Annotated in this window: 8 protein-coding genes; 5 read left to right on the forward strand and 3 right to left on the reverse strand. The window is 68.4% G+C overall.

Features of this window, described 5'->3' with window-relative positions; translation table 11 throughout:
* Positions 1-15 precede the first annotated feature (15 nt).
* Both ACZYYX_RS16670 and ACZYYX_RS16675 read left to right on the forward strand, forming a co-directional pair.
* Complete coding sequence (locus tag ACZYYX_RS16670) at positions 16-1,164, forward strand: metallophosphoesterase family protein (protein WP_463815647.1); 1,149 nt, start codon at positions 16-18, stop codon at positions 1,162-1,164.
* A complete protein-coding gene (locus tag ACZYYX_RS16675) occupies positions 1,161-3,815 on the forward strand; it encodes an AAA family ATPase (RefSeq protein WP_463815648.1) in 2,655 nt (884 codons plus the stop codon). The genes ACZYYX_RS16670 and ACZYYX_RS16675 overlap by 4 nt, the downstream gene beginning before the upstream one ends.
* A gap of 10 nt (positions 3,816-3,825) precedes the next feature.
* Here the strand turns inward: ACZYYX_RS16675 and ACZYYX_RS16680 are convergent, their stop codons facing one another.
* Together ACZYYX_RS16680 and ACZYYX_RS16685 are read right to left on the reverse strand one after the other, a co-directional pair.
* Positions 3,826-5,181 carry an LLM class flavin-dependent oxidoreductase gene (locus ACZYYX_RS16680; RefSeq protein ID WP_463815650.1) on the reverse strand — a complete coding sequence of 452 codons (1,356 nt, stop codon included), beginning with the start codon at positions 5,179-5,181 and terminating at the stop codon, positions 3,826-3,828.
* A gap of 23 nt (positions 5,182-5,204) precedes the next feature.
* The gene (locus tag ACZYYX_RS16685; RefSeq protein WP_463815651.1) at positions 5,205-6,419 is read right to left on the reverse strand and encodes an acyl-CoA dehydrogenase family protein; all 1,215 of its coding nucleotides are present in this window, start codon (positions 6,417-6,419) and stop codon (positions 5,205-5,207) included.
* Positions 6,420-6,529: 110 nt separating this feature from the next.
* Here ACZYYX_RS16685 and ACZYYX_RS16690 point away from each other — a divergent pair, with 110 nt between their 5' ends.
* Positions 6,530-7,777 carry an alpha/beta hydrolase gene (locus tag ACZYYX_RS16690; RefSeq protein ID WP_463815652.1) on the forward strand — a complete coding sequence of 416 codons (1,248 nt, stop codon included), beginning with the start codon at positions 6,530-6,532 and terminating at the stop codon, positions 7,775-7,777.
* A 2-nt stretch (positions 7,778-7,779) separates the two neighbouring features.
* Here ACZYYX_RS16690 and ACZYYX_RS16695 read toward each other — a convergent pair whose 3' ends face one another.
* Positions 7,780-9,444, reverse strand: a complete 1,665-nt coding sequence (locus tag ACZYYX_RS16695) for an ABC transporter family substrate-binding protein (RefSeq protein WP_463815653.1) — start codon at positions 9,442-9,444, stop codon at positions 7,780-7,782.
* Positions 9,445-10,481: 1,037 nt separating this feature from the next.
* Between ACZYYX_RS16695 and ACZYYX_RS16700 the strand changes: the two genes are divergently transcribed.
* On the forward strand, positions 10,482-11,615 hold the full coding sequence (locus ACZYYX_RS16700; protein WP_463815655.1) for a hypothetical protein: 1,134 nt from the start codon (positions 10,482-10,484) through the stop codon (positions 11,613-11,615).
* A 155-nt stretch (positions 11,616-11,770) separates the two neighbouring features.
* On the forward strand, positions 11,771-12,085 hold the full coding sequence (locus ACZYYX_RS16705) for a hypothetical protein (RefSeq protein ID WP_463815657.1): 315 nt from the start codon (positions 11,771-11,773) through the stop codon (positions 12,083-12,085).
* The last annotated feature ends 14 nt before the right edge of the window (positions 12,086-12,099 follow it).

Raw genomic sequence — 12,099 nt, forward strand, 5'->3', positions numbered from 1 at the left:
AGGACGGTCATCCGCATGCGATTCCTGCACACCGCCGACTGGCAGCTCGGCATGACCCGGCACTTCCTCAGCGGTGAGGCGCAGCCCCGCTACTCGGCGGCCCGCCGGGCGGCCGTCACCGCGCTCGGGCCGTTGGCGGCCGAGGCCGGTGCCGAGTTCGTCGTGGTCGCGGGCGACGTGTTCGAACACAACCAGTTGGCGCCGCGGGAGGTCAGCCAGTCGCTGGAAGCCATGCGCGGCATCGGCGTGCCGGTCTATCTGCTGCCCGGCAACCACGATCCGCTCGACGCGGCATCGGTCTACACCAGCGCGCTGTTCACCGCCGAATGCCCCGACAACGTGATCGTGCTCGACCGCCCCGGCGTGCACCAGGTGCAGCCGGGTCTGGAGCTGGTCGCCGCGCCGTGGTCGTCGAAGTTCCCCACCACCGATCTCGTCGCCCAGGTGCTCGACGGACTACCCGCCGACGGGGTGACACGCATCGTCGTCGGCCACGGTGCGGTCGACATCCTGGTGCCGGACAAAGACCGGCCGTCACTGATCGCACTGGCCGCCCTGGAGAGCGCGATCGCGCGCGGCGCGGTGCACTATGTGGCGTTGGGGGACAAGCACTCTGTGCTCGACGTCGGGTCCTCGGGCCGCATCTGGTATTCGGGATCCCCGGAGGTCACCAACTTCGACGATGTCGAACCGAAACCGGGTCATGTGCTGGTCGTCGACATCGACGAGGTGACGGCGCACCGGCCGGTGCGGGTCGAGCCGCGGCTCGTCGGTACGTGGCGTTTCCTGTCGCTGCGGCGCGGCGTCGACGACAGCCGCGACATCGCCGATCTCGACATCAACCTCGATCTGATGGTCGACAAGGACCGCACGGTGATCCGGCACGGTCTGACCGGTTCGCTGACCGTGACCGACAAGGCCGCGCTCGACCTGTGCCTGGACCGCTACGCCCGCCTGTTCGCCGCACTGATCCCCTGGGATCGGCACACCGACATCGCGGTGATGCCCGCCGACGGTGAGTTCGACGATCTGGGCATCGGCGGGTTCGCCGCCTCCGCGGTGGCTGAGCTGGTGTCCACCGCGCGCTCGTCCGGGGACGACGCCGAGGACGCCCGTGCAGCGCTGGCTCTGCTGCTTCGCCTGACCGAGGGAGGGGCGGCGTGAAGCTGCACCGGCTGACGCTGACCAACTACCGCGGGATCACCCACCGCGACATCACGTTTCCCGACAGTGGTGTCATCGTGATCAGCGGCGCCAACGAGATCGGCAAGTCGTCGATGCTCGAGGCGCTCGACCTGCTGCTCGAAGCCAAGGACCGCTCCACGAAGAGGGACGTCAAGCAGGTCAAGCCCACCCACGCCGACGTCGGCGCCGAGGTGACGGCCGAGATGTCGACCGGCGCTTACCGATTCGTCTATCGCAAGCGGTTCCACAAGAAGCCCGAGACCGAGCTGACCATCCTCGCACCGCGGCGTGAGCAGCTCACCGGCGACGAGGCGCACGAGCGGGTGCGTGCCATTCTCGCCGAGACGGTCGACCTCGATCTGTGGCAGGCGCAGCGGGTCATCCAGGCGGCGTCCACATCGGCCACGGAGCTCTCGGGATGCGACGCGCTGTCGCGCGCCCTCGATGTCGTCGCCGGCGAGGTCGACGACACAGCCGCCGCAGCCGGGCCCGCCGACGCCCTGCTCGTCGACCGCATCGACGAGGAGTACCGCCGCTACTTCACCGCCACCGGGCGGCCCAGCGGGGAGTGGTTGGCCGCCATCACGCGGCTCAAGGCCGCCGACGGGGAGGTGGCCCGCTGTGCGGCGGCCATCGCCGAAGTCGACGAGGCGGTCCGTCGGCACGCCACGCTCACCGCCGACCTGGAGACGGTGACGCGCGAAAAGGACGTCACCGCACGGGAATTGGCAGCAGCACAGCAAGACGCCGAGGCGATCAATGTGCTGACGGCCCAGCTCGAGCAGGCGCGGGCCCGCTCGGAGGCCGCAGCATCGACCCACGCGGCGTCGCTGGCGACGCTCACCGAGCGGCGGCGCATCCGCGCCGAGGTCGACGACCGCGTCGCCGCCGTGGCGCGTCTGCGCACCGACGCCCAGTCGGCCGCCGAGGAGGCGGACACCGCGCGGGAGATGCGGGCAGCCGCTGATGTCACCGCTGCGGCCGCCAAAGCAGACCTTCACCGGTGCAAGGAACGCGTCGACGTGGCTCATGCCGCGGTCGCGCTACTGGCCGATCGAGAAGAGGCCGACAAGCTCGCCGCCCGGATCGCCAATTATGAGCGGCACCAGCGCGAACTCGATGCCGTTCGCCGCGACCTCGCCGGCATCCGCGTGACCGCGGAATCGATGACGGTCCTGGAGAAGGCCGCGGTCGCGGTCGAGCGGGCTGCGGCGGCCTTCGAGCAGACCTCGGCCCGTATCGAGGTCGCTGCGGCGGTCGACGTCGATGTCGCGATCGACGGGACCTCGGTGCCGCTGACCGCAGGCCAGACGTGGACGATGTCGGTGTCGGGTGCGACGGGCATCGACGTGCCCGGAGTGCTCTCGCTGCGCGTGGTCGCGGGCGCGACGGCCGCCGGTACCCAGGCCACGCTCGACCGTGCGCACGAGACGCTGGCCGCGGCACTGCGTGAGGTGGGGGCACCCGATCTCGAGACGGCGCGGGCGCTCGGCACCCGTCGGCAGGAGCTGCTGGCGAGCAGTAAGCAGATCACCGCGGTGCTGGAGGCGCTCGCCGCCGACGACTCGGTGGAGATCCTGCGTTCCCGACTCGCCGCGGTGCAGGCGCGGGTGCCCGCCGACGTGGGCCTCTTCGACGCCGGCGTGGCCGAGACCCCTCTCGACCCGAAGGCTCAGCGGCTCGAGTTGGTTGAAGCGACGGCGGCGCATCAGCAGGCGCTTCGCGACTGCGATACTCACGCCAAGGTCGCCGAGGCCGCCGCGACGCTCCTCGCCGAGCGGGAGATGCGTGCCGCGCGGTTGTCGGAGAAGCTCGCGGTCGTGACCGAGGAGCTTGCCGCCGCCCAGCTGCGTCTCGCGCAGGCACGCGCCACGGTGACTGACGACGAGCTGGCCCTTACCGTGCAGTCGCATGCCGAGGCGGCGGCCGCGGCGCAGGCTGGGGTCGACCGGCTCGGCGAGCAACTGGCGGCCCAGCATCCCGACGAGGTGAGCGCACGCCTCGCCTGGGCGCGCAGCGCCGCCGACGGTGCGGTCGCGCGGTGCGGCGAGGTCGTCGAGGCGCTGCGCGACGTCGCCGCCCAGCTGAAGGTCTTCGGTACCGAGGGCCGAAAGGGCCGGCTCGACGCCGCGGAGACCGAGCGCGAACACGCGGCGACCGAGCACGAGCGGGTGCAGCGCCGGGCGCGCGCGGCGGAGCTGCTGCGCACCGTGATGGGCAGGCACCGCGCCGCGATGCGGTCGCGCTACGTCGACCCGTTCCGCGGCGAGGTGGAACGGTTGGGCCGCATCGTCTTCGGCGACACCTTCGAGGTCGACGTCGACAGCGACCTGCGCATCGGGCACCGTACCCTGTCGGGGCGCACGGTGCCCTACGACTCGTTGTCCGGCGGTGCCAAAGAGCAGCTGGGCATCGTCGCCCGGCTGGCCGGCGCGGCCCTGGTCGCGCAGGACGACACCGTGCCGGTCGTGATCGATGATGCGCTGGGCTTCACCGATCCCGACCGGCTGACCCGGATGGCCGAGGTGTTCGACGCCGTGGCCGGTGACGGGCAGGTGATCATCCTGACGTGCAGTCCGCAGCGCTACGCCGGAGTGCAGACGGCGCGCCACATCGAACTGGCGTCCTGAGAAAGAGAGGTCAGCTCGCCGACTGCAGCCGGTGCGGGGCGTCGAAGCTCGCAGGCCCCAGACCGAGATGATCCCGCAGCGTGGTCCCGGTGTACTCGGTGCGGAACAATCCGCGCCGCTGCAACTCGGGCACGACCGCATCGACGAAATCGTTGAAGGTGCCTGGAGTCTGGGCCGCCGACACCATGAAACCGTCGGCTTCGCCGGCCCGGAACGACTCTTCGATCTGATCGGCCACCTGGGCGGCGGTGCCGACGAACTGCGGGAGCAGCACCCCCTGGGCGTACCACTTGCCGATGTCACGCAGCGTGAGGTTGTCCCGGTCGGCCACCCGGCGAGCCGTGTCGAACAGGCCCTGCGTGCCGGTGACGGCAATGTCCTCGACCGGAGCGTCGAGGTCGTAGCGGGAGAAGTCGTGATCGGTGTGGACCGACAACGTGATCAACCCTGATATCGGGTCGGCCAGTTCGTTGTGGAAGGCCTGCTTCTCCCTGGCGATCGATTCGGTCTCCCCGATGAACGGCAGGAACGCCGGGAAGATCAGCACCTTGTCCGGGTCGCGTCCCACGTCCGACGCACGGGACTTGATGTCGTCGTAGTACGCGCGCCGGCCCTCCGGCGTCGGATCGATCTCGAAGATCGCCTCCGCCCACCGGGCGGCGAAATCCCGCCCCGTCGGCGACGACCCCGCCTGGATCAGCACCGGCCGGCCCTGCGGGGAGTACGGCACGTTGAGGGGCCCACGGGTGCGGAAGTACTCGCCGACATGGTCGATGCGGCGCACCCGGTCCGGGTCGGCGAACACCCCGGACTCCTTGTCGAGGACCAGCGCGTCGGGATCCCAACTCGACCACAACTCCAACGCGGTGCGGACGAACTCGTCGGCCCGTAGGTAGCGGTCGTCGTGACCCAGATGACTTTCGTGCCCGAAGTTCTGGGCCTCGCTCTGGGTGAGCGAAGTGACGATGTTCCACGCCACCCGACCCGCCGTGATGTGGTCGAGGCTGGCGAAGATGCGCGCCAACTCGTAGGGGTGAAAGTAGGTGGCGGACTTGGTGATCGCGACCCCGAGCTTGGAGGTGACGGCCCCGATGCTCGCCGCCACGATCGACGGGTCCAGCGTCGCGGTGGCCTGCGTGCCGCGGCGCAGCGGTTCGCTGATGTCGTCGCCGTAACGCACCGGCGCGGCCAGCAGGTCGGCGAAGAACACGAAGTCGAACTTCCCGCGTTCCAGGATGCGTCCGATGCGGTGGTAGTAGTCCGGCGTGGTGAACCGGGTGTCACTGGCGGGGTGACGCCACGCCGCGTGCGAATGGGTGACCTGGGACGCGATCTGAAAACCGCCCAGGTGCAGCTGACGAGTCATGGGTGCTCCGATGAAGTAGGCGATCAGAAGTAGGCGTTGGCCGGAAGTGCCGTGCCGTGCAACAGGTTCTGGCCGATCGCGCGTGCCTTCAGCCCGACCGGGTTGTGCAGCGTGATCGTGCGGATGTTGCGCCAGTGCCGGTCGAGGTTGCGGCTGCGGCTGGCCGCGCTGGCCCCGCCGAGCTCGAGCAGGCGCGTCGCGGCCTCGGGTGCCACCGCGTCGAGGTGGACCTTGACCTTGGCGACCTTGAGCTGCGCCTCGGTCGCCAACGCGGCGTCGGGCACGCGGTCCTCGCCGTAGGAGTCCGTGGCCGCACCGATCGCGGCGGCCGCATCGAGGACGGCCGCGCGGGCGATGGCCGCGGTGCTGGCGATCTCGCCGAGCTGACGCTGCAGCAGCGGGTCGTCGGTGGGCCGCTCCGTCACCGCGTGGCTGAAGCTGCGCTCGCGCGAGCGCAGCAGCGTGACTCCGTCGTCGACCACCGACTCCAGGATCCCTGCCACCACCGCGTGGATGAACAGCTGCAGCGAGGCGTACTGCACCGTCGGCTGCGGCTCGGCGTCATAGGGGGTGTCGCTGAGCACCTCGTCTTCGGACACCTCGACCCCGGTGAACACCGTGGTGCCGGTGCCGGTGCGGCGCTGACCGAAGCCGTCCCAGTCGTCGATGATCTGCACACCGGGCCGGTCGGCGGGCACCACCACGGTGGCCACCGAGTCGTGATCGGTCGTGGCCGTGACGGTCAGGTAGTCGGAGAACAGCGTGCCGGTGCTGTAGAACTTCTCGCCGTCGAGCCGGTAGCCCTGCTCGGCGGGCAGCAGGCGGGTGTTGAACACCAGGCTGCCGACCGCGTGGGCGCCCTTTTCGCTGAATGCGTTACCGAACGTCTTTCCCTGAGCGACTTTCGAGAGCCACTCCGCCGAGAGCGGATCGTGGACGGTGCGCAGTCTCTCCTCCACGAACCAGAAGTGCGTCCGGAAGATGTGCGCCACGATGGGATCGGCGCGCGAGACGTCGATGACCGCCGAGAACAGTTGCGGCACCGTGAGTCCGGGGCCGCCGAACGATGCGGGCAGCCGCAGCGTGCCGAAGCCGGCCCGCTTGAGCGCGGCCACCTGCTCCGTGGGGTTCTCGTCGTTGCGGTCGCGGTCGGCGGCGCCCGCGGCGATGTCGCGCAGCAACGCGGCGAAGTCGTCGGAGTCGGGCAGCAGGGCGGTGAGATGGTCCACAGAGGTCATGACGGTGATGTCTACCGGCCGGCGACACAGGCGCCACTGCTTTCGCTCAGCTCGAACCGAACCGTGGGCGGAATGGCCGGCACCGCGGCCCGGGGGCACAATGGGGCGCGATGACGATGAACGCCAAGCGTCGGCGGGTGCACGCGAAGCTGGCCGCCCTTCCGGGCGTGCGGCCGGTGCGGCGGCCGCTCGGCACGGGCGAGTTCGACGTCTACTACGTGCGCACCGGGCGTAAGTCCGCGCATCCGCTGCTGATCATCCCGGGCGGTCCGGGGGCCGCGTCGGTGTCCCTGTACCGGGCGTTTCGCCGGCGTGCCGCGCTGGCCGGGCTAGACGTGATCATGGTCGAGCATCGCGGTGTCGGGCTCTCCCGGCACGACGGCGACGGCAACGATCTTCCGCCGGAGGCGATGACGGTCCGCGCCGTCGTCGACGACCTGGCAGCGGTCCTCGACGACGCCCACGTCGACAAGGCGATTGTCTACGGCGCCTCCTACGGCACCTACCTGGCCGCCGGACTGGGGGTCTCTTATCCGGAGCGCGTCCAGGCGATGGTGCTCGACTCGCCGCTGCTGTCGGCCGGCGACATCGCCGAGGTTCGGGCCCAGACCCGCCGCGTGCTGTGGGACGGGACCGAGCCGGGGACCGCGGAGCTCGCGGCCAAAGTGCGCCGGCTGGTGCAGGCCGGGGTGGTGACGAGCAAGGACGTGCAGCTGATCGGCGACATGTACGGCGTCGCCGGCCCGGAAGTGCTGTGCCGGCAGCTCGACCTGCTGCTCGCCGGCCACGACTGGCTGTGGGCGGCCGTGGGCTTCGGCGAGAGGAACCTGCTCGAGCGCAAGACGCCGTATCAGCACGAGCCCGACCTCGTCGAGCGCATCGCCTACCGCGAGCTGAACTACGGCGCCGAGCCCGATGGCCTGCCGCTCGATCCGGCCGTCGCGCTGCGCGAGATGGCGCTGGGGAACGTCGAATTCGAGGCCGAGCCCTACGATCTCGTCTCCGCCATGCCGGGATTTCACTGGCCCACCGCGGTGCTCTCCGGCGGCCGCGACCTCACTACGCCTCCCGGGATCGCCCAGCGGGTCGCGGATCTCGTACCCGACGCGGTGCTCGTCGATCTACCCACCGCGGGGCACAGCATGCTCGACACGCGCGAGCACGCCGCGCTGCAGGTGTGCCGCGCGGCCGCGGCCGGTCAGATCGCCGAACTGGGTTCGCGCGGAAACGAACTGGACAAGCTGCCGGCGAACCTCACGGTGCGGTTGATGGTCGCGGCGATCCGGGTAGCGGCCCGGGCCGAGAGCACGGTGCCCGACGTGGTGCCGCGGGCGGTCCGGCAGGTCACCGCTTCATAAGATCACTGCTTCATGAAGCCGATCGCGCTGTAGTTCAGATCGCCGATCCCGGCAGGGCCGTAGTTGGCCAGCGTGGCGCGAACCGCGACGTTGCCGGGGGCCTGGAACAGCGGCAGGCTGTGCACCTCCTGCCAGATCATCGTGTCCAGCTCGTTGGCCAGTGTGCGGGCCTTGGCCGGGTCCAGTTCGGAGAGCGTCTGCTCGATCTTCGCGTCGACCTCCGGGCTGCCGATCTTTCCGTAATTGCTCTCGCCGGCCGACGCATACGATTGGGTGAGGCTGGACAATGCGAAAGCGTCACCACCCCAGGCGAATTGCACGATGTCGAAGTTGCCGGGGGTGACGAAATCGGTGAACAGCTTGCCGCCGGCGGCCGGCACCAGTTGCAGGTCGACGCCGATCTGCGCGAGGTTGTTCTGTGCGATCTGCCCGATCTGACTCGTGCTCTGCGCGTCGTAGAACACGTCGCGGATCGTCAGCCGCCGCCCGTCCTTCTCCCGGAACTGGCCGTTCTGCCGCCAGCCCAGCGCGTCGAGTTCGCGTTTGGCCGCTTCGGGATCGAAGGGAATGCTGTTGTCCTGGTAGCCCTCCTGGCCGGCCACGTAGATGTGGTTGTTCAACGGGACAGGTTTGTCGACGAGGCCGTTCTGGGCGACGGTGACGATCGCCTGCCGGTCGATGCCTTTGGCGATGGCCATGCGTAGCGCCGGGTCGGCGAGGACCGATCCGGGCGCCCCGTTCAACGTCATGTGATACCACTGCGCCGATGGTGCGCGCCGCATCGCGATGCCAGGGGCGGATCGGGTGGTCTTCAGCTCGTCTTGCGTGGCGACACCGCTGACGTCGATCGAGTTGTTCAGCAGTGCCGGAATGCGGGCGGCGTCGTCGAGCACGGTGTAGCTGATGGAATCCAGTAGCGGGGGAGTGCCCCACCATTTCGGGTTGCGGCCCAACGTGATCCGCTGCGCACCGCGGTCGATGTTGGTGACGATGAACGGGCCCGCGGTGGGTGGCGGCCCGTCCCGGAAGCCGGTGTTGAACGCCTCCGGCGTACCGGTCATCTCCTTCGGGAACAGCATGCCGTTGCCCGCGAACAGGCCCTTCCAGTCGGCGTAGTGCTTGGCGAAGGTGATGACGGCCTGCCGGTCGTCGACGCCCTTGGTGACGGAGCCGACACGGTCGGCGCCATTGGGGGAGGCGAACAGGTAGCGCTTGTCCTTGCCGCTCGTCGCGTTCACCTCGGCCGCGAGATCCTCCCACGTGATCGGTCGGCCGTTGCTCCACACCGCCTTCGGGTTGATCGTGTAGGTGACCACCTGCGGATCGGTGCTGGTCAGCTCCACGTTGGTGAAGTAGTCGCTGTTGACCGTCATCTCACCGTTGGGCTTGATGAAGAACGCGCGCGGCAGCATCGTCTTGTACATCGCGCCGATCTCACCGAGATTGCCGTCGATGTGCAGGTTGTTGAAGGTGGCCGGGAAACCGGTCAGCGCCAACCGCAGCGTGCCGCCCTGCTGGAGCGAGGTGGGGTCCTGCGGGTTGATGTCGGCAGTGCCACCCAGCTCGGCGCTGCCGCCGGCCGGCGGGGCCGGGTCTTGCGAACCCGAGCATCCGGTGAGCACCAGGGCCGCCGTCAGGAGCAGAGCCGGGAGCCTTGTGAATGTCATGCCGAAACTGTAATCAGCGGCTGGGGTGTCGCTGGGTGTGACACCACAAGAGTGGCTGACAAGCAGCCCGCTCGCTGCCGGCCGGCGGCGTCGCGACGCCACGAACGGGTCTGCTATCGACGCACCGCAGTATCCGGCCGGCCAGCTTCCAAGAACTCTCCAAGACCCGCGGGTGAGGCTCTCGGTCGTGAGCATCGCAACGCGTCAGGCTCTCCGGTCTCGACTCATCATGCCGTCGTCGCCACGGCAGAATTACTTGCAAACGCAGAGACAAGCAAAGTCCGGGACTCTTGCCATACGGTCGCATTGGCGAGTCGTGCGCACCTTAGAGCTCCGGAAAAGCATGGCCCTGGGCAGCTCGGGCAGGCGTCGGAGATTCGCCAAAAATGTCACAGTTATTCCGCAACGCTTCGAAGTGCTCAGTGCCATACTCCTGCTGACGGGTGCCGGGGGCGTCCAGGCAGCGGGGGACATTGTGAACAGCGCTAGTGCACTTCCGCGCGGAGCCCAGGTGCGCGCGATCGCCTTGTCGAGTGCGCGGGAGGCGACCTCAGCACACGCCTGACATCGAATGTCGACAACACGTCGCATCACCAAATTGCTGGACATACACCTGACGATCTTCGGGGGAACTAGAAATGAGCGAATACTCTTCACAGCACACCTCACACCGACGTGCCGGTAACCACCGCCGTCGGAAGCCGACGCCGGCGGTGGTGTCTTGGCTCGGAGCGGGCGCATTCAGCGTGGGTCTCGGCGCGGCAGTCCTGGTGGGTGCCGGGTCGGCCAACGCCGACGAGGGGCCGAGCGACAACCGCCCTACAGCGAGCTCCGGTGCCGGGTCGACCGCCGCAACCACTCCGCGACAGTCGAATCGACGCCAAGAGCTCACAGCGCGCGTCGCGGATCGACAACGGTCAGAAGGGAAGATCGTCCGCGTTCACGCTGATCGCCCGGGCTCACAGGAGAAACTGTCGGTTGGTTCCGCTCAACGAGAAACACCCCGGCACCGGCAGACCCGTTTCGTCCGTACGACCGTGCCCGACGAGGCATCTCCAGGGGTGAGCGTCGACGGCGCCAAGGACGGCGGCGCCTCCGAATCGCCCATGCCGCCGCGCAGCGGACCATTCGCGCCGCTGCGTCATCGCGTCGTCGTGGGCGCAGACCGATCGCGTCCGGATAACGTCTCCCCGGCGGCACCCGAAGACGCCTCGCCGACAGAGCCATTCGCGTCGATCCGACCGTTCGGCGGGATGTTCGAAAATATCAAGGCGGCCCGCGAGGCGAAGAATCGGCAAGCGGCATCGGCGAGTTCGGCTCTTGCGGTAGCTCCGTCCGGGCCCTCGATCAACCAGGTGCTGTTCGGCGCGGCCTCTTACGACTTCTTCCAGCCAGCTGTCGATGTCGAGGCCGGCGAAGGCGAATGGACACCCATTCGCGTCGATTCCCTGGGTCTTCCGTACGCGTGGAGATTGACACAAGCTCCGGATCCGCGTTCGGCGCTCGGGGACGTCGGGGCCGTCGAACTGGCGAAGTATCAGTACTACATTGTCGCGTTCGCCGCTGACCCCGCCGATCTGGAGGCGGGCGTGCCGATATTCGACGCCTACCACGCGGTCGCTGCCAAGAAGCTCGTACTCGGCGACGAAAGCTATCTCGTCGAGGACGACCAGACAACGCATCTCAACTACTTGAGCCTTGTCTTCCTCTACAAGAAGACCGAGGCCCCCAATGTGGTCACGGACCTACCCGGCATTCTTCCCAAACCGACCCCGACGGTGAAGGACGACGGTGACGGTGACGGTGACGGTGACGGCGGTGACGGCGACGGTGACGGCGGTGACGGTGACGGCGGTGACGGTGACGGCGGTGGGAACGGCGGCGGCGGCGATCGCAATCCGCCCTGGGAGGAGAACTTCGAGATCGCGACGGCACTCATCGGCGAAATCCCTGTTGTCGGCGAGTTGACGAACGTCCTCGCGATCGGCGTCGACACGTTCCAACTCTTCGGCGCGATCATCAGACATGATCCGGCGGATGTGAGCGACGAATTGGGCGACCTGGCAGGCAATTTCACGAGTCTCCTGATTCCTATACCCGGTATCGGTGGCGCCATCGGAGCCCAGGTCGGCGACAAGGTGACCTCATTCTTCGACGGTCTTCTCGACTGAGTGAATGACGCACGCATTCCCACGAACCTTTGCCGTCACTCCGACTGGGCCGACGCCATCGCAATTCTGCCCGAGATGTTTTCGCATCAGAGGCGCACACCGAAGAGGAGAATTTCATGAAACTGATCGTTGCAATCGGATCTGCCTGTGCTGGCGTGAGCGCGGTAATCGCACTGGCGGCGCCGGCCGCTGCCGATCCCGTGCCCGGAAGCTACACCGCGACGATGCTCGATCCCGGAGCCTCGGGGAAGCGCCCAGGCAGCACCACGACGTGGAACCTGGCTCCCTGCGGCACTGATTGTCTTCACCTGGCGACTTCGGGTCCCGGTTGGGATCTGCAGCGCCAAGGTGACGTATGGGTGAGCCAGCGCCCGGACGGAACGTCGGCAACGTTGAACAACTCCACGCTCGTCCTCACCTTGGTGTACCCCGGCCAGCCGAACGTGCTGGTGGGCTTGACGAATCTGTGAGCATTGCCGAGCCG

Source organism: Mycobacterium sp. IDUB_1 (assembly GCF_055419625.1).

What these genes read in the sequence shown, in the direction of transcription:
- ACZYYX_RS16670 (WP_463815647.1), top strand. Translation starts at nt 16, where the DNA reads ATGCGATTCCTGCACACCGCCGACTGGCAGCTCGGCATGACCCGGCAC.
- ACZYYX_RS16680 (WP_463815650.1), bottom strand. Translation starts at nt 5,181, where the DNA reads ATGACTCGTCAGCTGCACCTGGGCGGTTTTCAGATCGCGTCCCAGGTC.
- ACZYYX_RS16685 (WP_463815651.1), bottom strand. Translation starts at nt 6,419, where the DNA reads ATGACCTCTGTGGACCATCTCACCGCCCTGCTGCCCGACTCCGACGAC.
- ACZYYX_RS16690 (WP_463815652.1), top strand. Translation starts at nt 6,530, where the DNA reads ATGACGATGAACGCCAAGCGTCGGCGGGTGCACGCGAAGCTGGCCGCC.
- ACZYYX_RS16695 (WP_463815653.1), bottom strand. Translation starts at nt 9,444, where the DNA reads ATGACATTCACAAGGCTCCCGGCTCTGCTCCTGACGGCGGCCCTGGTG.